At 65.7% G+C, this 19,442-nt stretch carries 23 protein-coding genes; 11 read left to right on the top strand and 12 right to left on the bottom strand.

The window, feature by feature from the left end; all coding sequences use genetic code 11:
- Positions 1-7: 7 nt before the first annotated feature.
- Positions 8-325, bottom strand: a complete 318-nt coding sequence (locus NLM15_RS14275) for a helix-turn-helix transcriptional regulator (RefSeq protein WP_254117705.1) — start codon at positions 323-325, stop codon at positions 8-10.
- Between the two features lie 133 nt (positions 326-458).
- Between NLM15_RS14275 and NLM15_RS14270 the strand changes: the two genes are divergently transcribed.
- The 3 genes from NLM15_RS14270 to arsC all read left to right on the top strand — a co-directional run bounded on the left by NLM15_RS14270 (position 459) and on the right by arsC (position 1,987).
- On the top strand, positions 459-821 hold the full coding sequence (locus tag NLM15_RS14270; RefSeq protein ID WP_254117704.1) for a helix-turn-helix transcriptional regulator: 363 nt from the start codon (positions 459-461) through the stop codon (positions 819-821).
- A gap of 66 nt (positions 822-887) precedes the next feature.
- Entirely contained in the window at positions 888-1,589 is a 702-nt protein-coding gene (locus NLM15_RS14265; protein ID WP_254124236.1) for an MIP/aquaporin family protein, read from the top strand.
- A complete protein-coding gene (arsC, locus tag NLM15_RS14260; protein WP_254117703.1) occupies positions 1,586-1,987 on the top strand; it encodes an arsenate reductase (glutaredoxin) in 402 nt (133 codons plus the stop codon). The genes NLM15_RS14265 and arsC overlap by 4 nt, the downstream gene beginning before the upstream one ends.
- 13 nt (positions 1,988-2,000) lie before the next feature.
- Here the strand turns inward: arsC and NLM15_RS14255 are convergent, their stop codons facing one another.
- From NLM15_RS14255 to NLM15_RS14245, 3 genes are all read right to left on the bottom strand, one after another.
- A complete protein-coding gene (locus NLM15_RS14255) occupies positions 2,001-2,990 on the bottom strand; it encodes a tripartite tricarboxylate transporter substrate binding protein (RefSeq protein ID WP_254117702.1) in 990 nt (329 codons plus the stop codon).
- 73 nt (positions 2,991-3,063) lie between these two features.
- Positions 3,064-3,969, bottom strand: coding sequence for a VOC family protein (locus tag NLM15_RS14250; protein WP_254117701.1), 906 nt, complete (start codon positions 3,967-3,969; stop codon positions 3,064-3,066).
- A 16-nt stretch (positions 3,970-3,985) separates the two neighbouring features.
- Complete coding sequence (locus NLM15_RS14245; RefSeq protein ID WP_254117700.1) at positions 3,986-4,978, bottom strand: zinc-dependent alcohol dehydrogenase family protein; 993 nt, start codon at positions 4,976-4,978, stop codon at positions 3,986-3,988.
- A gap of 111 nt (positions 4,979-5,089) precedes the next feature.
- Here NLM15_RS14245 and NLM15_RS14240 point away from each other — a divergent pair, with 111 nt between their 5' ends.
- The 3 genes from NLM15_RS14240 (at position 5,090) to NLM15_RS14230 (ending at position 7,335) form a co-directional block, all read left to right on the top strand.
- Positions 5,090-5,791 carry an FCD domain-containing protein gene (locus tag NLM15_RS14240; protein ID WP_254117699.1) on the top strand — a complete coding sequence of 234 codons (702 nt, stop codon included), beginning with the start codon at positions 5,090-5,092 and terminating at the stop codon, positions 5,789-5,791.
- Positions 5,792-5,884: 93 nt separating this feature from the next.
- Complete coding sequence (locus tag NLM15_RS14235) at positions 5,885-6,748, top strand: fumarylacetoacetate hydrolase family protein (RefSeq protein ID WP_254117698.1); 864 nt, start codon at positions 5,885-5,887, stop codon at positions 6,746-6,748.
- 8 nt (positions 6,749-6,756) lie between these two features.
- Positions 6,757-7,335, top strand: coding sequence for an amino acid synthesis family protein (locus tag NLM15_RS14230; RefSeq protein ID WP_254117697.1), 579 nt, complete (start codon positions 6,757-6,759; stop codon positions 7,333-7,335).
- Positions 7,336-7,356: 21 nt separating this feature from the next.
- On the opposite strand, the gene NLM15_RS14225 is transcribed toward NLM15_RS14230, so the two are convergent.
- Positions 7,357-8,184 (bottom strand): MBL fold metallo-hydrolase, encoded by an 828-nt coding sequence (locus NLM15_RS14225; RefSeq protein WP_254117696.1) that lies wholly within the window; start codon positions 8,182-8,184, stop codon positions 7,357-7,359.
- A 94-nt stretch (positions 8,185-8,278) separates the two neighbouring features.
- On the opposite strand from NLM15_RS14225, the gene NLM15_RS14220 reads away from it, so the two are divergent.
- Positions 8,279-9,136, top strand: coding sequence for a LysR family transcriptional regulator (locus tag NLM15_RS14220; RefSeq protein WP_254117695.1), 858 nt, complete (start codon positions 8,279-8,281; stop codon positions 9,134-9,136).
- Here the strand turns inward: NLM15_RS14220 and NLM15_RS14215 are convergent.
- Positions 9,133-9,894 carry a hypothetical protein gene (locus NLM15_RS14215; protein WP_254117694.1) on the bottom strand — a complete coding sequence of 254 codons (762 nt, stop codon included), beginning with the start codon at positions 9,892-9,894 and terminating at the stop codon, positions 9,133-9,135. The genes NLM15_RS14220 and NLM15_RS14215 overlap by 4 nt on opposite strands.
- Before the next feature lie 15 nt (positions 9,895-9,909).
- Positions 9,910-10,098: a hypothetical protein gene (locus tag NLM15_RS14210; protein ID WP_254117693.1), complete on the bottom strand. Its 189-nt coding sequence runs from the start codon at positions 10,096-10,098 to the stop codon at positions 9,910-9,912.
- A 265-nt stretch (positions 10,099-10,363) separates the two neighbouring features.
- Here NLM15_RS14210 and NLM15_RS14205 point away from each other — a divergent pair, with 265 nt between their 5' ends.
- The gene (locus tag NLM15_RS14205) at positions 10,364-11,341 is read left to right on the top strand and encodes a DUF2336 domain-containing protein (protein ID WP_254117692.1); all 978 of its coding nucleotides are present in this window, start codon (positions 10,364-10,366) and stop codon (positions 11,339-11,341) included.
- Between the two features lie 143 nt (positions 11,342-11,484).
- Here NLM15_RS14205 and NLM15_RS14200 read toward each other — a convergent pair whose 3' ends face one another.
- The 3 genes from NLM15_RS14200 to NLM15_RS14190 are packed head-to-tail and all read right to left on the bottom strand — an operon-like array spanning position 11,485 to position 14,473.
- A complete protein-coding gene (locus NLM15_RS14200; protein WP_254117691.1) occupies positions 11,485-11,829 on the bottom strand; it encodes a DUF1491 family protein in 345 nt (114 codons plus the stop codon).
- A gap of 57 nt (positions 11,830-11,886) precedes the next feature.
- Positions 11,887-12,600 (bottom strand): peptidoglycan-binding protein, encoded by a 714-nt coding sequence (locus NLM15_RS14195; RefSeq protein ID WP_254117690.1) that lies wholly within the window; start codon positions 12,598-12,600, stop codon positions 11,887-11,889.
- Positions 12,593-14,473, bottom strand: coding sequence for a PAS domain-containing sensor histidine kinase (locus NLM15_RS14190; RefSeq protein WP_254117689.1), 1,881 nt, complete (start codon positions 14,471-14,473; stop codon positions 12,593-12,595). The genes NLM15_RS14195 and NLM15_RS14190 overlap by 8 nt, the downstream gene beginning before the upstream one ends.
- A gap of 408 nt (positions 14,474-14,881) precedes the next feature.
- Here NLM15_RS14190 and NLM15_RS14185 point away from each other — a divergent pair, with 408 nt between their 5' ends.
- Both NLM15_RS14185 and NLM15_RS14180 read left to right on the top strand, forming a co-directional pair.
- On the top strand, positions 14,882-15,310 hold the full coding sequence (locus NLM15_RS14185) for a DUF5330 domain-containing protein (protein ID WP_254117688.1): 429 nt from the start codon (positions 14,882-14,884) through the stop codon (positions 15,308-15,310).
- 67 nt (positions 15,311-15,377) lie between these two features.
- Complete coding sequence (locus tag NLM15_RS14180) at positions 15,378-15,806, top strand: SufE family protein (protein ID WP_254117687.1); 429 nt, start codon at positions 15,378-15,380, stop codon at positions 15,804-15,806.
- Between the two features lie 185 nt (positions 15,807-15,991).
- On the opposite strand, the gene NLM15_RS14175 is transcribed toward NLM15_RS14180, so the two are convergent.
- Together NLM15_RS14175 and NLM15_RS14170 are read right to left on the bottom strand one after the other, a co-directional pair.
- Entirely contained in the window at positions 15,992-16,408 is a 417-nt protein-coding gene (locus NLM15_RS14175) for a MucR family transcriptional regulator (RefSeq protein WP_254117686.1), read from the bottom strand.
- A gap of 160 nt (positions 16,409-16,568) precedes the next feature.
- Entirely contained in the window at positions 16,569-17,429 is an 861-nt protein-coding gene (locus NLM15_RS14170; protein ID WP_254117685.1) for a DUF308 domain-containing protein, read from the bottom strand.
- Positions 17,430-17,741: 312 nt separating this feature from the next.
- Here NLM15_RS14170 and NLM15_RS14165 point away from each other — a divergent pair, with 312 nt between their 5' ends.
- Positions 17,742-19,391, top strand: coding sequence for a glycosyltransferase family 39 protein (locus tag NLM15_RS14165; protein ID WP_254117684.1), 1,650 nt, complete (start codon positions 17,742-17,744; stop codon positions 19,389-19,391).
- Positions 19,392-19,442 lie beyond the last annotated feature (51 nt).

The raw sequence follows: 19,442 nt of genomic DNA, 5'->3' as shown, positions 1-19,442 counted from the left end.
GAAAAGATCAAGCCGCGGTCTGAGCATCCTTGCATCCGACTTCGTCCGCACAACACTCTGCCGCCAGGAAGTCGACCAGGCCCCGCATGGCATCGAAGTTCGCATGGCAAACCAGCGTCGTGGATTCCCGGACCTGACTGACGAGCCCAACTGAGACCAGTGTCTTGATGTGATGCGACAGCGTTGACGGCGGGATCTTCAGCTTGTCCTGCAGGCGGCCGACGGGCATGCCCGAGCGCCCTGCCCGGACCAAGGCGCGATAAATCTGGAGCCGGGTCTGATTGCCCAGGGCTTCCAGACGTGCTGCTGCGTCGGCGATCTTCATGGGGGCATGGTGCAGCCTCTTCAACCCGAATGTCAAACCGTATTTCTAGTATATTCGAAATATGGATGCAGCCGGCCGCACTTCTTCGGATTCCGGATTGACGCCCCCTCCATAATTCCATAAGTCTGGATATATGGAAACCGAAGAGGCCGTCCTTGCGCTCGCCGCGCTGTCGCAGCCGACCCGTCTGGAGGCATTCCGGACGCTGGTGAGACACGAGCCTGATGGACTTGCAGCGGGCGATCTCGCGCGCCTGCTGGAAGTCCCCCAGAACACGCTCTCGGCGCATTTGTCGATTCTGAGCCGGGCGCGCCTCGTGTCCTCCGAGCGGCAGAGCCGCTCGATCATCTACCGCGCCAATCTCGGCGCATTCCGGGACGTTGCCGTTTTCCTGCTGCGCGATTGCTGCGGCGGACGGCCGGAAGTTTGCGAACCCGTCGTCGCGACGCTCCAATCCTGCTGCGCGCCAAAACGAAAGGAGCGAAGCCGTGCCTGACCAGATGCACGACCTGCCGTTCCCGTGTTCCGAGCGCGCGGCACCTCCGACGCCGAAGGCCGGCTGATGGACAATTTCGATCTTCCGCGCCGCCTCGCGGCCGAAGCGCTCGGCACGGGCATTCTCGTCGCCACGGTGGTCGGCTCCGGCATCATGGCGGAAACGCTGACCAGGGATGTCGCTCTTGCTCTGCTCTGCAACACCTTGCCGACAGGGGCCATTCTGGTCGTCCTGATCACGGTGCTCGGTCCGATCTCCGGCGCACATTTCAATCCGGCGGTCACCCTCGTCTTCACCGGCAAGCGCGAGCTGCCGGCGAACGAGGCCGCGCTCTACGTGGTCGCGCAGATCGCCGGCGGCATCGCGGGAACGATGGCGGCGCATCTGATGTTCGGACTGCCCCTGCTCGAGCCCTCGACGAAGGTTCGAACCGGAGGGCCGCAATGGTTCGCCGAAGCCGTCGCCGCGTTCGGGCTGGTCGCCACGATCCTGGCCGGCATCCGGTTTCAGCGGACCGCCGTGCCCTGGCTGGTCGGCCTTTACATCACGGCGGCCTACTGGTCCACGGCCTCGACCTCGTTTGCCAATCCGGCGGTGGCGATCGCAAGATCCCTGACGAACACGTTCGCGGGCATTCGCCCCGTTGACCTGCCCGGATTCATCCTTGCGGAGCTCTGCGGCGCGTTTGCCGGCATGCTGTTGATGAACTGGCTGCTCGGTCGCCCCGAAATGCGGGGTCCCATCCCAATCGCGGAGACAATACGATGACCGTCACGATCTATCACAACCCCGCTTGCGGCACCTCGCGCAACACGCTCGCGATGATCCGGCAGAGCGGCACCGAGCCTGTCGTCATCGAGTACCTGAAGACGCCGCCGTCGCGAGAAAGACTGGTCGAGCTCGTCAAGGCGATGGGCATCTCCGTTCGCGCGCTGCTGCGTGAGAAAGGCACGCCCTACCGCGACCTCGGCCTCGATGACCCGAAATGGTCCGACGAGGAGCTGATCGATCAGATGCTCGCCCACCCCATCCTGATCAACCGTCCGATCGTCGTGACGCCGAAGGGCACGCGATTGTGCCGGCCCTCCGAAGCCGTCATCGATCTGCTGGATGATCCCGTCGGCCGGTTCGTGAAGGAGGACGGCGAGGTGGTTGAAGCGCGATAGGGCTCATTGGGGATCAGATCTTCGGGATTTTGGCGCGCTCAACGACGCCCGTCCATTTGGTGATCTCCGTCTCGATCAGCTTCTTCATCTCCTCTGGCGAGCTGCCGCGGACCTCGCCGCCGACGGCGGTCTCCAGGCGTTGCTTGAGGTCGGGGTCCCTGAGCACGTCGAGCGTCGCGGCATTGAGTGCGGCCATGATGGCGGGCGGCGTTCCCTTCGGGGCCAACAGGCCGGCCCAGGTGCGCACGTCATATCCCTTGATGCCGGCTTCCTGAACCGTCGGGACGTCGGGCAGCAATGCGGTGCGCGTCGGCGAGGTCACTGCCAGGCCGCGGATCGCGCCACTCTGGATCTGCGGGGCGAGCAGCACCGGAGTGCCGACGATGACCGGAACCTCGCCGCCGAGCAGTGCAGTGACGGACTGGGAATCGCCGCGATACGGCACGTGCACGATCTCGACGCCGGCGGTTGCGTTGAGCAGCTCGCCGGCAAGGTGATGCGTGCTGCCGAAACCGACCGATCCGAAGCTGAGCGCACCGGGCTTCTCTTTGGCCATGGCAATGAGCTCGGCCAGCGACTTCGCCGGATAATCGCTGCGCACTGCAATGACGAGCGCGTAATAGACCAGTGTCGAGATCATCTCGAAGCTCTCGGCCGGCTGGTAGGCGAGGCTCTTGTAGGTGGCCGCGGAAATCGCGTGAGCACCGGTGACGAGCCCGATCGTGTAGCCGTCAGGCGCCGCTTTCGCGACCGCATCCGCCGCGATGTTGCCGCCGGCGCCCGGCTTGGCCTCGACGATGATCGGCTGCCCGAGCTTCTTCGAGAGCCCGTCGGCGATGATGCGGGACAGCGTATCGGCGGCGCCGCCGGCGGCAAATCCGTGCAGCAGCCGGATCGGGCGCGACGGATAGGTGTCCGCCGACGCCGAGCCGTTTCCGAGAAAAACGCCAAGAAAACCGCCAAGCAGAAAAATGGCCGCAGCAATCCGCTTCATCCAGAGCATGGATGATCCTCCCTTTGATTGTCATGTCGTTGGCCGCAACGGGTGCGGCGGTCTTCAAGTCGTGACGCGCTGGCTAGCGGGCGAACTCCGTGCATTCCGGTGACGGCGCCATGCCCCAGACGTCGCGCGGCAGGCCGACCCAGACTTTTGGCCGCTGCGGTCGATCGCGATGCCAGGGACGCGGCTCGAAATAGCCGAGCTCTTCATCCGTCATGCGGTCGAGATCGTGGAACAGCTCGACCAGATGCCCGTCGGGATTGCGATGATAGATCGCGGTGTTGTGCCCGGGGCCGTGACGCACCGGTCCCCAGAGAACGGGGAGCTTGTGCCGCGCGAGATGGTCGCAGGCCTGGTGCATGTGGGCGGGGCCACGCAGCTCGAAAGCAAAGTGATGCAGGCCGCGATCGGGGGCGCGGGCGAAGTTCAGCGTGTGATGCTCGAAGCCGCTGCGCATGAAGACGAAGCGATCCTCGATCCAGTCGGAGACGCGCAGGCCCATGACATTGGCGTAGAACTCCGAGGCCGCACGCGGATCGGGCGTGCGAAGGGCGACATGGCCGAGCTTGACGACGGCGAGCGCGCCGATCCGCTCCTGCGCGGGCGTCGGCGTCCAGCCCTGGACCAGCTCGAAGCGTGTGCCTTCGGGATCGCTGAACGACAGCAGGCGGGGCACGCCAGGCAGGGCATCGCTCCGAAGCTCCGGCCGCAGATCCGCCTGCTTCAGCGCAGCGCCCAGCGCCTCGAGCTGGACGTCGGGGGATATTTCGAAGCCGATGCTCGTCAGCGCCGCCGCACCGGGCTCGATCACGAGCGAAAGCTGCTCGCAATCGCTGGCGAGAAAGATGCGGTCTCCGTCGCGGCCGACGAGACCGAGACCGATCACGCCGCGGTAATAGTCGAGCAGCCGCTCGGGATCCGGCGAGGCGAAGGTCGCGTGCCGCAACCGGGTGAACCTTGCAATGGGTGCCTGTGTCGTCATCGTGCAGTCCATCCCCTCATGGCGTCATGATGATCTTGCCGAGCGCCGAGCCCTGCTCGAGCAGCGTGTGGGCCTGCCGGACCTCGTCGAGCTTCAGAACCGCCGAAATGGCCGGCTTGATCGCATTACGGCTCAACGCATCGATCACGCTCCGCATCAGGGCACGGCGGCCGTCGCGGTCATGGTCGTAAATGTGGAAAGAGAAGCAGCGCACGGCCGGACAGATGTCGAGATGGTCGCGCATCGCCGCCATCAGATTCTCTTCCGGCAATCCGGCGAAAGCGTTGTACGACAGCAGCGTTCCCCATTTGCCGAGCGCGCCGAGATAGCCAGTGAACTCCGGCCCGCAGACGTGATCAAGCACGAGGCCGACGCCCTCGCCATCCGTCAGCTCGCGGGTCCGCGCCACGACGTCCTCACGGCGGTAGAAGATGACGTGATCGGCGCCGTTCGCCTTCGCGAACTCCGCCTTCTCGTCGGTGGAGACCGTGCCAATCACCCTCATCTGCGCGAGCTTTGCCAGCTGCACCAGCGCGGTGCCGACGCCGCCGGCAGCTCCAATCACCAGCACGCTCGCAGGCGCGTGCGGATGGCGGCACTCGTGCAGCAGCGCGTAAGCGACCTGATAGTTCGAGAGGCACACGGCGGCCTGCAGATCGACATTGTCGGGCAGCGCGTGCACGGCATCCGCGGGCGCGACCACATAGTCGGCGTAACAGCCGCCGCGCTGGGACAGGTCGCGCGCGCTCAGCAGCACCTTCTGACCGATCGCAAAGCCCTCGACGCCGGGCCCGAGCGCGGCAATGCGCCCGGCGACGTCATTGCCGGGATTGGCCGGCAGCGGCGGCATCCATTTGTAGACGCCGCGCCGGATCAGCACGTCGGGCTGCCCCACCCCGAATGCCTCGGCCCGGATTTGCACCTCGCCGGGTCCGGGCACAGGCACCGGAAGCTCGACCAGTTCGAGCGCCTCCGGCCCACCCGGCTGACGCACCAGCACCGCCCTCATGATTTCACTTGCCTCCCAACCCATATTTTCGAAAATCATATCCATTACGAAAATTATTGCAAGATGGTCGTTGGCGCGGCATCTTGAGGCATCGATTCAATGGCAGAAACCATGACCGACGGCGCCATTCGCCCCCGCAAGGAATTCGGCAAGACCATTGCCGCCGACATCACGCATCGGCTGCGCGAGGAGATCATTGCCTGCAGTCTGGTGCCCGGCGAGCCCCTGCGGTTCGACGTGTTGCGCGAACGGTTCGGCGCAAGCTTCACGACGCTCCGCGAGGCACTGACGGCACTCGCCGCCGAAGGGCTGGTCGATGCCCAGGAGCAGCGCGGATTTCGTGTGGCGCCGGTCAGCCGCCAGGATCTGGCGGAAGTCACCGATGCCCGCGTCCTCATCGAAGTGGAGTTGATCCGCCGCGCGATCGAGCGGGGCGACGACGACTGGGAAATCGCGGTCATCTCGACGCTGCACAGATTGAAGCGGATCGAGCAGCGCGATCCCGAACATCCGCTGCGCGATCCCGAGTGGAAGATCGCCCACCGCCAATTCCACCAGGCGCTGGTGTCCGCCTGTGGCTCGGCGACGCTTCTCGCCATTCGCGCCGAGCTGTTCGATCGCGCCGAGCGCTATCGGCACCTGTCGGCCAATTTCCGGCCGCGCCCGCGCGACAAGGCCGGCGAGCATCAGGCGATCATGCAGGCCGCCATCTCGCGCAATGCGGATCTCGCGGTGCAACTGATCGAGACGCATATCCGCTCGACCGCCGACAACGTGGCGAACTACGCCGGGCATTTGCTCGACGCCGAATAGGCCGATCCGGCTTTTTCGCGCGGCGGGCTTGCGTTCGCCAGTATTTTCGAAAATAATAGACAGGATCGAAAATGCGAACCTTGGGGCGGAACCATGAAGCTGCTGTCGTTCTTGGACGGAAATCGGGAAAGCTGGGGCGCCGTTGTCGAAAACGGGGTCGTCGACCTGGGCCGCGCCCTGCCCCGGTACCCGACGCTCGCGGATTTCCTCGGCAGCGATGACTACGCCCGCCGTGACGCCATCATCGCCGGGCAGAAGCCCGCTCTGGCGCTCAGCGACGTCAAATATCTGCCGGTGATCCCGCGCCCGGAAAAGATCGTCTGCGCCGTGCGCAATTATCTCGACCACCACAACGAGGCGGTGGCGTTCGGCATGAAGCGCGAGATCACGGAGTTTCCGCCGATCTTCCTCCGGGTCTGGCGCTCCCAGGTCGCGCACAACGCGCCGGTGATCCGGCCGAAGGTCTCGGACAATTTCGACTGGGAGGGCGAGCTCGCCGTCGTCATCGGCAAGGGCGGCCGTCACATCAGCCAGGCCGACGCCTGGGATCACGTGGCGGGTTACTCGATCTACAATGACGTCAGCGTGCGCGACTGGCAGCGCCACGCCCAGCAGATCGCGTCCGGCAAGAACTTTGTCGGCACCGGCCCGTTCGGGCCCTGGCTGGTGACGCCGGACGAGATCGGCGATCCCACCAGGCTGAAGCTCGAGACGCGCGTCAACGGGGTGGTGGAGCAGTCCTCGGACACATCGATGCTGATCTTCTCGATCCCGCGGCTGATCGAATATTGCTCGACCATTTTCGACCTCGTCCCCGGCGACGTCATCGCTACCGGCACCCCGGCCGGCGTCGGCTTCACCCGCAAGCCACCGGTCTTTCTCAAACCCGGCGACGTGGTCGAGGTCGAGATCGAGAACATCGGCGTGCTGCGCAATCCCGTCATCGACGAAGCATAGAGCCGCGGATGTCATACGAGATCCGGAAGACCGCGCTCGGTGTCGAGACCATCTGGCACGAGCGCGGCCCCCGCCTGGAGAAGCCGCTTCTCGTTGGAACGGCTGTTGCGGTGGTCCGCAATCCCTTCGCGGGCCGCTTTGAACCTGATCTGATGCCGTTTCAGGCGTCCCTGCGTGAGCTCGGGCGCGAGCTCGCAACGCGACTGATCGCGCAGCTTGGGGGCGCATCGCACGTCGAAGCCTACGGCAAGGGCATCATCGTCGGCGAAGACGGCGAGCTCGAGCACGGCGCCGTCTGGCACGAAGCCGGCGGTCAGGGCATGCGCGAAGTCCTCGGTCAACCAAAGGCGATCGTCCCGGCGGCGAAGACCATCGGCGGGCCCGGCACGCGCCTGATGGTGCCGCTCGGCCATATCCACGCCGCCTATGTCCGCAGCCATTTCGGCACCGCGGAGATGACGCTGTGGGATTCGCCACGGCGCGACGAGATCGCCTTCGGCCTCGTGATGGCCACCGGCGGCCGGCCTCACGCGCGCATCGGGGGCCTCAAGGCGTCCGAGATCTCCGTGCATGACGGGCAGCGTTGACGGACTGCCAGGTGTGGCGCGTCAATGCGCGCCACACCGGCAGTTCTCGTAATCAACGGGGTCATGGCTGTTGACGATCGTCACGCGGTCGCCGTGGTTCAGCTTCAGCGCGCGCAGCCGCGCCTGGTTGGCGATGCGCTGGCTTCGGTCCATGTCGCCCTTGCGCTGGAAATAGCCGAGCATCAGCGGCATGCGCGGCGATGCTTCGAGCTGCGCATGGTGGAAGTAGCTGTCGCCGGCATGCAGCAGCCATTTGCCGCCTGACCGCACTGCTATGCCGCAATGGCCGAGCGTGTGACCGGCGAGCGGAATCATCAGGATGTCCCCTTCCCTGTCGCCGAGGGCGCGCACGCCCTTGAAGCCGAACCAGTCCTCACCGGCTTCGCCATAAAACGTCCAGCTCGGGCCATGGCTCCACTGCCCGCCGACATAGCGTCCCGCGGGCGGCGCCGGCTTGCGCAGCACCGCCATGTCGTATTCGGCGCGATGGACGTGGATCGCGGCATGCGGGAAATCAGGCACGCCGCCGGCGTGATCGCGGTCGAGATGGGTCAGCATCACGTGACGGACGTCGGTGGGTGAATAGCCGAGCGCCTTCACCTGCTCGACCGCCGTCTCCGCCGGATCGAGCCTTGGCGCGGTCTGCCGCAGCCATCGCCGGCCGAGCCGGCCAGGCGTGGCGATATCGCCGAGGCCGATGCCGGTGTCGACAAGAGCGAGCCCGTCATTCGTCTCCACCAGCAGGCAATGGCAGACCAGGCGGGCGCGCTGGAACAGGCTGCCAGTGCCGTTCACCAGCCGGCGCCCCATGGGGCACATCGTGCCGGTGTTGAGATGGTGGATCTTCATCGCGCGTCCTCGCCTGTTGTGAGCAGGGCGTTCTTGTCATCCCGCGATCCATAGGTAAAATATTAGATAGCAATAGTATCTCTAGGTACATCCTATGGACATCCGCGAGCTTCGCTACTTCACCGCTGTTTACCGCGCGCGCAACCTGACCGCCGCGGCGCGCGCCTGCTTCGTGTCGCAGCCGTCGATCTCGACCGCGATCACCAATCTGGAGGCCGAGCTCGGCACCACGCTGTTCATCCGGCACAAGAAGGGCGTCGCGCCCACCGCCTCGGCCGAACAGTTTCATACCCTCGCCCGCCGCATCATCGACGAAGCCGATGCCGCGCGCAGCCTGTTCAGGAAGCCGAATACCAAGACCAATGTGACGCTCGGCCTCATGCGCACGCTCGATGTGCCCCGAACGATCGCGCTCTTGAAGCCGCTGACGGCGCGCGCCGACATCGCGCTCCGCCTCGTCGGCAGCGACGAGCGCGCCGATGCGCGGATCATCTCGAAGACGATGGTGCGCAATGATGAGCATTTCGTCGCGCTGTGGAGCGAGCGCTATGTCGCCGCGCTGCCGCCGTCGCATCCGCTGACGCTGAAGGAGAAGCTCCGCATCGCCGATCTCGCCGGCGTGCCCCTGATCGACCGCTGCCATTGCGAGCAAAGCGAATTCTTCGGCCGCGCCGCGCAGCGACGCCAGACCGCGGCGATCGCGCAATCGGAGGACTGGGCCATGGCGCTGGTCGCCGCCGGCGTCGGCATCGCCATCGTCCCGGAAGGCGTGGCGCGCGGCAATCCTGACGTCGCGGTGCGCGAGATCGAGGTCAAGGTGAAGCGCGAGGTCGGCCTCGCCTATCGCGCATCAGTGCCGCTGGCGGATGCGCTGAAGGATTTTGTCGGGAAGCTTCAGAAGCAGCGGCGCAGGCCCGGGCCGACCAAGCGATCGCCCCGCGCGAAATCCTAGCCCTTCGAGATCACCGCGCGGCCGTATGGCGGCTGCGCCGCGACCGGCGGATTGGCGGTCTGGGCGGCGAGCTCTCCGATCAGGCGATCGGCATCGGCGGCCATGCCGTCGGGCGCCTGGATCACCAGACGTTCGAGCGCCCAGCGATAGGACGAGATGCGCTGCTCGAGGCATTGCTGCACCCACTGGATGATCAGCGAGTTCTCCTGCATGCGCGCGACCGCATCCTCCCTCTCCCTCGGCGAGAGCTCGGAGACGCGCGCCATGGTGGCATTGCGCTTCCTGTCGAGATCGATGACGCGGATTGCGGAGGCGAAGAACGGCTCGAAGCGCGTGGTGTCGTTGCGCACGTCCTCGATCAGCTGCGCATAGCGCGAGGAATGCGAGCGATGCGGCTCGTCGATCAGCGTGCGCCCATACATGGTGCGGTCGAACACGACCTTCTGCTGCCAGGGTGACGGCAGCGCCTTGTAGTCGCCGAACACGCTCTTCCACGCCGGCCGCGACAGCGGCGGCTCGATCATGGGATAGGCGAGGTCGCGAAGCTGGCGCTCCGCGTCCGTGAGCTGGAATTGGGATGCCCTCAGGCCGACACTGCCGGTGGCCTCGGCCCCGAGCCAGCGATGCATGTCGTCGCTGCGCATGCTCTCGCGGGTGCGGCCGAAATCGCCGCCGCTGCAGGCGGCGAGCATCGCGCCAGTGAGTGCAAGCACGACGGCCGTCACGACGGTGCGGATCTGGCGGATGGCTTCCGGCATTGCAAAAGCCGGATGCTAGCGGCGGCGACGACGGCGCCCCGGCGCTGTGCCCTGCTCCGGCCCGCGATCGCCGCTGGTTTCGTCCGTCTCGCGCTCAATGCGAATCACGGGGAGGATCAAAATCGTTCCCGTTTCCGTGCGCGGCGTGGCATCCCCCGGCGAGCCTGCCCGGCGACCGGCCGGAAATTCGATGATGGTCCCCATATCAGCTCTCTATCAATTGCCGCGCGACCCGGCGCGCTCGTGCAACATGCATTCATTAAGATCAGTTCATGGTTAACGGGATGTAAACGCACTTTCCGGACCGTAGCCGCACGGGCCCTGGCCATGTCCCGGCGCGGCGTCCCGTTGCGGCACGATCACCCTCAAATCGAGGGATCGGCTTCACGGCTCGTTTTCCTTAACGAGCCTTTAAAGGAACCTGAGATAGGCTCGGGCTGAGTATCTTTTCCAGGTCGCGTATCCCTCCATGACCAAGTCGCTGTTTCCCGGATTCGACGGCCTGATGAGCCTCTCCCGTCGCGAAGGCGTCGATGTTCGACCGACGCTGCTGCGCGTGCTGACGGACCTCTATGTCCAGGCGCCCACCCACAGCGACGACGAGCAGCGCCAGTTCATCGAGCTTGCAACGCGGCTGATCGACCAGGTCGATGATGCGACGCGCGCCTCCGTCAAGGCGAAGCTTGCGATCTATCCGCAGACACCCGTCCCGGTCCTGCAGAAGCTCGGGCTGGTCGCCGCGCAGGAAGGCCGCAGGGTTCCGCTCGCGCGCGAAATTCACGCTCCCGCGCACGCCCCGTCGCCTGCCCGCACGCCGACCGACGCCGAGCAGCGCATGGCCGCGAACATGGCGATGCAGCCGAAGGAAGCGGCCGAGATCCACGACATGTTCTTCAACGCCGGTGCGCCCCAGCGCGCGCTGATCTTGCACAATCTGGCGCAGACGCCGCTAAAGGCCGCGCCGCGGATTCCGACGGTGCGCGCCAGGCGCGCGATCCAGATCCTGGAGATGGCGGCGATCGCCAATGACGTCGAGAATTTCACCTATGAACTCGGCGACAGCCTGATCCTGCCCTCGCGCGTCGCAGCGCAGATCGTCGACGATGCCGGCGGCGAAGCGCTCGCGGTCGCCGCGCGCGCGCTCGACATGCCGAGCCCGAACTTCCAGCGCATCCTGTTGTTCTTCAAGCCGGAGATCGGCAATTCGGTCGATGCTGTGTACCGCCTGTCGCGGCTCTACGACCGGCTCGGCGACCGCTCCGCGCTGGTGATGCTGGCGGCCTGGCGCGGCTCGACGCTCGCGGTCACGCGTGCAAAGTACCAGTCCTCGCTGCATGACAGCGAACGCCAGCGCGCGCGTGCGGGCGCCAGCCAGTCGCGGCCGGGCGTGCAGCCCGGCTCGAGCCCGGCGGTGCGGACGGGTATTGGCGGATCGTCGGATCGCTGATTTGCTCGGGTGCTGCCGCTGAGACGCGCGACGCGCCCCAGGCTCGTCATTGCGAGGAGCCCTTGCGGCGAAGTAATCCAGAATCCCTCCCCGGAAAGATTCTGGATTGCTTCGCTGCGCTCGCAATGACGGTAAGGCAGCAGTTACGTCTTCGCGAGCTCCAGAAAATGCCGCCCGGTGCGGTCCTCGGTCTCGACGATCCAGGCATCCGGATCGAATCGGATTTCCTTGCTCAGCCGTTCCTCGATGGTGTGTTCCGGCAAGGGCTGTGCCGCGACCGGCACGAAGAAGCGATCGACGGGGCGGCCATCATCATAGACGGTCTGCGGCGCGGGCGCATACAGCATCGCGTTGCCGTCGAGCAGCGACACCTTCACGAACACCGCCCCTGCTTCCTCCGCGCCGCGACGACGCACGGCCCCGAACACGCCCTCGGTCTGGCACCGGCGCAAATAGGCTGAGACCCAGATATTTGATTTCAAACGCATGACGCGCACGATAGGCCAGTGATGCAATCAGCACCAGCCTCCGCATGCCGATGACGACTATTCGACGGGATGGCCGATCGCGGCGCCGAGTTCGCGGAGCAGGCGGTCGGACACCTGGCCGGTGACCTGCATCTTGTGCTCGCGCTCGAATTTCTGGATCGCGGACTGCGTCTCCGCACCCATCGTGCCCGTGATCTTCAAATTGCCGTAGCCATATTCGGACAGCGCGCGCTGCACACCGGCGATACGCCGCGCGGCCGGGCTCTGCTGTACGGGAATCGGCGCCGGCGGACGCGCGACGGCGACGGAAGGCGGTGCCGACGTGGTTTGCTTGACCAGATTGGTCATTGGATCGCCCGAGCGCGGCGTCGATGCGGTCGCCTCGACCGGCTTCTCCGGGGCCTTCTCGGCGGCGCGCTCGGCAGGTCTGGGCTCGGCGCGGAACTCCGTCGCTCTCGGCTCGAGCGGCGAGGTGTCGGCGCCGACGGGGCGCGGACGCGGCAAGGGGTTCGACAACGGCACGGACGACGGCGCGGGAAGATTGATCACGGTGCCGAACATCGGCGCCGGATGCCGTCCGGTCTGAAGGAACAGCGCGTTGGCAACGATCGCGCCGACGGCGGCGACGGCGACGAAACCTGCCAGCGTATCCTTGGGGCTGTGCAGCAGCACGCGCATCACGAGGTTGCGCTCGGTCTCGACATCGATGACCGCGGCCTTGGCGCCGCGGCGGCGCGGTGCGGCTTCGTCCTTGGCAGACTTCTTAGGCACTTTTCTTCACCAGAGCGGGTTGGTCGTGAAGTTGGTCGTGAATTTGGTCGTGAATTTCCTGGCGCAGCACCGGCGTCAGCGTCGCGATCTTGCTCTCGGTCGGCATTCTATCGGAAGGCCTGGCCTGCGGCGGTGTGTAGACGAGCGGCAGCTTGACGGTGACGGCGGTGCCCTCGCCCAGCCTGCTTTGTACCGTCAATTCGCCGAGATGCAACGCCACGAGACTCTTCACGATCGAAAGCCCCAGGCCCGTGCCTTCATGGCGGCGCTGATAGGTCTTGCCGGCCTGGAAGAATGGCGCGCCGATGCGCTTGAGATCGTCCGCCGCAATGCCGACACCGGTGTCGCTGATGCGCAGCGTGAGCTGCGAGCCCGTCACCGCGGCTGATACGGAGACCTGGCCGCCGCGCTCGGTGAACTTGATGGCGTTGGCGACGAGATTGAGCACGATCTGCTTGAAGGCCCTGGGATCGCCGGTCATGACCGGCAGGTCCTGCGGCGCATCGGTGATGAGGTCGATGCCGTTCTCCCGCGCCTTCAGCGCCAGCAGATTGCAGCAATGCAGCAGCGAGGCGCGCGGCGCGAACGGCTCCGACGCGATCTCGAAATTGCCCGATTCCATCTTCGACATGTCGAGGATGCCGTTGACGACCGACAGCAGATGCTGGCCGGAATCGTTGATGAGCTGGGCGTATTCCTTGCGCTGGGCCGCGCCCAGCATCAGGGTCTGCTCCTGCGCGATCATCTCGGAGAAGCCGATGATGGCGTTGAGCGGCGTGCGCAGCTCGTGGCTCATGGTGGCGAGGAAGCGCGTCTTGGCGGCATCGGCCGCCTCAGCGGCGCTGCAGGCCTGATCGAGCGCCTGCTCGGAAAGCTTGCGATCGGTGACGTCGCGCATCACGCCGACGACTTCCGCGTCGCGCATGGCATCGAGGTCGAGATTCTGGCGGCCCGTATCCTGGTCGAGCGGCCGGCAGCGCATCTCGACCCAGATGAAATCCTGACCGCGGTCCGATCCGGTCGGCTCCCGCCGCAGCCGGAACTCGACGCTGCGCACGTCGCCGCGGGCGGCATCCGACAAAGCGGTGAGATAGGCCGGACGATCGGCGACATGGACGCGGTCGAACAGGCCGTGGCCGAGCAGCTGCGCCACGGGCATGCCGAGCATGACTTCCGCCGCCGGCGAGATGAACTGTACCGCGCCGTTGCGCTGATGCCGCGAGATGACGTCACTCATGTTGCGCGCGAGCAGGCGATAGCGCTCTTCCTCGCGCGACAACAGCGTCACGCTGGCGCGCGCGAGCGATTCCGCACCGAAGGCGAGGCCCGCGGCATAGAGTGTCGCCGAGACGACGCCGAACGCCATCAGCACGCCGCGTTCCGCGGCGCTGGTGTCTCCAGCCGGCAGCCAGCCGAGCTGGCTGACAAGGATCAGGACGCCGGCGCAGGACAGCGCAAGCAGGGAGGCGAAGGCCGCGACGCGGCGCGAGGCCGACAGTGCGGCTTCCAGGGGAACCACGACCAGCCAGATCGCGGCGAATGATTCGATGCCGCCGGTGGTGCCGGCGATCGCCATGACCAGGCCGGCGAGCGCCAGCGACGACAGCACATGGGCGCCTTCATAGCGGCCGGTGCGCGACAGGAACCATGACAGCAGAATGGGCGCGATCAGCCAGGCGAAGGCGGCGACCTCGATCGCGCTCGGCGCGCCGCGCATGGCGAGATAGATCGGGAATGCGGCGAACGCCGCCAGGCTGCCGAGCAGCCGCGGCGCCATGAAGGCACGATGGCGCGCTCGCGTCAGCGCGTCGTAACGCGCGGAGGGATGCAGCAGCGCATCGAGACAATCGCGGATGATACTCAAAACTGTCACGGGTCTCGCGCTTCGGCTCACTCGTCTTAGAAGACGCGCCGGAACGCCTCCTTATCGTTGAGCCACCGTGTCAGAGCGACCTTAAACGAGTGCTAAGGCAATGCGGTCTGCCGCCGGACACCGTGTCATCGCAGAGATTTTTAGGCGATTTGACGATGTCATCATCGCGGATGGTGAACACAGGGTTTCACCGTGCCCCGCATGGTTTCGAATTGGTGGATATGCAAAGGCGGCCGAATTGCGGCTCCGCCGTCAATCGAAAATTTACGACACCGGGCCTTGCAAAGATTCCGGTGTAAATTTTCCGCGAATTAAGCGGAAGGCAATCACTTGCGATTTATCGAGAGTTGCTAGATCCGACGCCTCGCGGAGATCGCCGCGGCGGGATCTAACATACAGGTCGATAAGATGCGCTTTCTGCTCCGCATCACATTCTGGCTCGGGCTGGTGCTGGTGCTCCTGCCGCGGGACAAGACTCCCGAATCGGAGAAGCTGCCGCAGATCGGCGCTGCCGATGCGGTTCAGGCTGCGACCGCGGCCGTCTCCGACGTGACCCAGTTCTGCAAGCGCCAGCCGGCGGCCTGCGAGGTCGGCGGACAGGCCGCGACCATCATCGGCCAGCGCGCTCAGGACGGCGCGCGCAAGATCTACCAGATCATCAACGACAAGAAAGAGCAGCTCGAGAAGACCGACAAGAACGACAAGAAGGCGCCCGATCACACCGGCTCGATCGCGCTGGCCGGCGAAGGCGACGCTGTTGCGAGCGAGGCGCCGCGCGACACCCTGAGCCAGGACGACCTCGCGCTGGAATGGCGCGGCCCCCAGGCGGCGAATTAGCCCCCAAACCCTATCGATTTCACGTCCTCGCGTCCCTATATTGGCCTGAACGGGAACACGGGCCAGCATGACGACGATCGACGAAATCAGGGACAATTTCGAGCTTCTGGACGAGTGGGACGACCGCTACCGGTACGTCATCGAGCTCGGCCGCACCCTGGAACCGATGCCCGAGGCCGAGCATTCGGCCGCGAACAAGGTGAACGGCTGTGTCAGCCAGGTCTGGCTCCAGAAGCTGGTCGACCGCAGCAATGGTGCGCCGATCCTGAAGTATCGCGGCGACAGCGACGCCCACATCGTGCGCGGGCTGGTCGCGATCGTGCTCTCGCTTTACTCCGGCCGCACGCCGCAGGAGATCCTCGCCACCGATGCGATCGCGGTGTTCAACGAATTCGGCTTTCGCGATCACCTGACGCCGCAGCGTTCCAACGGCCTGCGCTCGATGGTCGAGCGGATCAAGACCGACGCGAAAGAGGCGCTCGCGGACGCGTCGTGATGCCGTAGGGTGGGCAAAGCGGAGCGTGCCCACCATTCTTACCGCGATTGAAGAATGCTGGTGGACACGGCGCAAGGGTGCCTTTGCCTACCCTAAGACATCTCGCCCGCGGCCATCCTTCGAGACGCCCGCTTTGCGGGCTCCTCAGGATGAGGGTGGAGTGTGTTGCACGCTACAGCGGGGCTCTACTTCCGCTTCCGCTGCTGCTGTCCGAGGCCCATCTGCTTTGCCAGTTGCGAGCGCGCGACGGCGTAATTCGGGGCGACCATGGGATAGTCGGCCGGCAGACCCCATTTCTCGCGATATTGCTCCGGGGTCATGTTGTACTGGGTGCGCAGATGGCGCTTCAGCGACTTGAAGCGCTTGCCGTCTTCCAGACAGACCAGATAGTCCGGCGCGATCGATTTCTTCAGCGACACTGCGGGCTTTGCCGGCTCGAGCGGCGCGCTCTCGGCGCGGCCCGACGAGACCCGCACCAAGGCGCCATGCACCTGGCTGATCAGGTTCGGGATCTCGGCCGCCGGCGTCGGATTATTACCGACATAGGCGGACACGATGCTCGCCGTCAGCTCAATGAAATTCTTAGCCCCGGCATCCGACATGGGCTCGACCTTTCTCTCGCCTTGCGTCTCGCGGGATTGACGACGTCAGAGTATTCCGTGTCAACAATACGTTCGGCTGAAATAAGACGACTGACGAATATTGAGCCGGTTACTGACGAAGTGACAGCAACGATGCCGCTCTACTTGGACGCAGCCGGTCTCAGCCGCGCTGATCGAGATGGGCGCGCAGTTCGTCGATCGAGGCGAAGCGCATCATGCCTTCGGGCATCTGCGCTTCGATCGAGCCGTCGGAATAGAGCGAATAGGCCATGCCGTCGACGATCCCCGATTTGAGCACGGTCACGGGCGCCTGGTCAGCCGCCGGCGCGGGTTCGGGTGCAGGCGGCGGCGGGGGCTCATCAAAGGCGGACGGCGAGCGCGGCGGCGGGCGGCGCGCGGCCGGCGGTTCCGGCGGCCGCATACGGTCCGGCCTCGGCCAGGCATCGTCGAAGCTCGCAGGCGGACCATCCGGCGCGGCGGGCTCCGCGGGCTCGTCACGAGGCTGCGGCGGCAAACCCTCGGTCGCCTTCGCCTCCGCACGCTCGCGCTCCTTGCGGGAGGTCGAGGCGAACAACAGGTTGCGACGGCGCGGCGTTTCCTGAACCGCAGGCGGCGTTGGGGCTTCCGGTTCCGGCGGCGGCTCGACGCGCGGACGCTCGCGCGCGGCGGCCTCACCCTGCCATGGCGGCGGACCTGCGGCCGGTGGCGGCGGTGGCTCGATTTTCATCGCCGGTGCCGGGAACGGCTCGGACACAGGCGCACTGGGCATCGCGAGGCCCGGCAGCACGGGCCTGACCCGAACCTCCGGCGCGGCCGATGCGGCCAGCCGGCGGGCGATGCCCTTCAGTTCCAGGACCACGACGTGGAGGCCGGCCAGTAACATTCCGGAGCAGACGCCAATGGTTCCGGCGATTATCAGGGTGCTGCCGAGGCTGAACTCCCTGACGGTGAAGCCGAACACGATCGCAAGGAGGCCCGCCAGGACGGCGAAAATCCCCGCAATCAACAATGCCAACGTCATCGCACTCACCCCCGGCCGCGTACCGACACGCGGCACCCGTCACGCCACGATACCGTCATACGGTGTTCCACGCCAACGGCGAATTAAAGCCTGCGTTCCTAAAGGGAAGGAAATCAGAGACTTATTCACATTCCCTTCAGCTACGGCCCGCTACTTCTACCCTGCTCTCAAGTTTCTGGATTTGCTGCGTCGCATCAGGAATTTAGCCATAATGCCCAATTACTTGGTAATGGAACTGCGCTATAGGGATTCCGGGGAAGTGGCCCGCGGGCACCAGCAGGGCCAAGAGGGGATTCCGGGTCACCAATAGCCATGACATCCATCACGACTTCGGCGATCGACACGCCCCTGCGGCGCTCGGTTGAACGGACTTGCGACGATCTCGCCATGCTGGTGCTGGCTGCGGTCGCCGTCACTGCAGGCTTGACCTTCCGCGATTACGGGCTCGGCTGGGACGATTACACCCACGCTGAATATGCCGACCTGCTGCTGCGCATGTTCGGTTCCGGCTTCAGGGACACCGCGGCGCTCTCCTTCGCGAATCTCTACATGTATGGCGGCGGCTTCGACATGGTCGCGGCCCTCCTGCACAAGGTCATTCCGCTCGAGCTGTTCGAGACGCGGCGTCTGCTCGGCGCCATCGTCGGCGTGATCGGGCTTGCGGTGACGTGGCGGCTCGGCCGCCGCATCGGCGGGCCGCTTGCCGGCCTTGCCTCGCTCCTGCTGCTCGCGCTCTGCCCGATCTTCTACGGCCACATGTTCATGAACCCGAAGGACGCGCCCTTCGCGGTGGCCATGATCATCCTGATGCTCGGCCTCGTCCGGCTCGCCGAGGAATATCCGCAGCCCTCGCCGCGCACGATCCTGATCGTCGGCCTGGGTGCGGGCCTCTCGCTGGGCTGCCGCATCCTCGGCGGCCTCGCGCTGGTGTATGCGTTGGTCGGATTCCTGCCGCTGTTGCTGGAGGAACTGCGCAACGAGGGCCTGCGCGAGGCTATCAGGCGTTTCGCCCATGTCGTCTACGTGCTGCTGCCCGGCCTCGTGTTCGGCTACCTCGTGATGGGCCTGATCTGGCCGTGGTCGATCATGGAGCCCGGCAATCCGTTCGAGGCGCTGACCTACTTCTCGCACTTCTTCGAAAAACCCTGGAAGGAGATGTTCGACGGCGCGATCGTGTCCGTGCCCGACATGCCCTGGTCCTATCTGCCGACGCTGTTCGCACTGCAGCTGCCCGAAGTGATGCTGGTGCTGATGGGCGGCGCGGTGGTCAGCACCTTCGCCATGCTGCCGCGGCGCGAGGTTCCGGCGCGCCGCAAGACCATCCTGCTGATGCTGACGCTGGCGGCGACCCTGCCGCTCGCGATCGCGATGGTGAAGCGACCGGCGCTGTACAACGGCATCCGCCACTTCGTCTTCGTGATCCCGCCGATGGCGGTGCTCGGCGGCGTCGCCTTTGCCTGGGCCATGGAGCGCCTGCGCACCAACCACCGCACCTGGCAGCCGGTCGTGCTCGCGACCTTCTGCTTCGGCCTCGCGCTCTCGCTGGCCGAGATGATCCGGCTGCATCCCTACCAGTACACGCATTTCAACCACATCGCCGGCACCGTGCGCGCCGCCGACGACCGCTTCATGCTGGATTATTGGGGCCTCGCGCTGAAGCAGGCCTCGGACGAGCTGCGCGAGCAGATCGTCGAGCGGCAGGAAGTGCCGCCGGGCAATCGCAAATGGAAGGTCGCGGTGTGCGGTCCGCAGCGCCCGGCCCAGGTGGCACTCGGGCCCGACTTCACCATCGGCTGGGATTCCAACGCGGCCGATTTCGCGATGACGCTCGGCGAGTTCTACTGCAAGGGCCTCACCGCGCCCGTAATGGTCGAGATCAAGCGCGACGACGTGGTGTTCGCCCGCGTCTACGACATCCGCGGCCGCAGCATTTCCAGCCTGCTGTCGATCCCGGCGCCGTAAGGATTTTCTCCGCCTAGCCCGGATGAGCGAAAGCGACATCCGGGGCTACCT

The organism is Bradyrhizobium sp. CCGB20 (genome assembly GCF_024199855.1).
Lineage (GTDB): Bacteria > Pseudomonadota > Alphaproteobacteria > Rhizobiales > Xanthobacteraceae > Bradyrhizobium.
The sequence above is the reverse complement of the archived record's forward strand: the minus strand, read 5'-3'. Positions and strand labels throughout refer to the sequence as shown.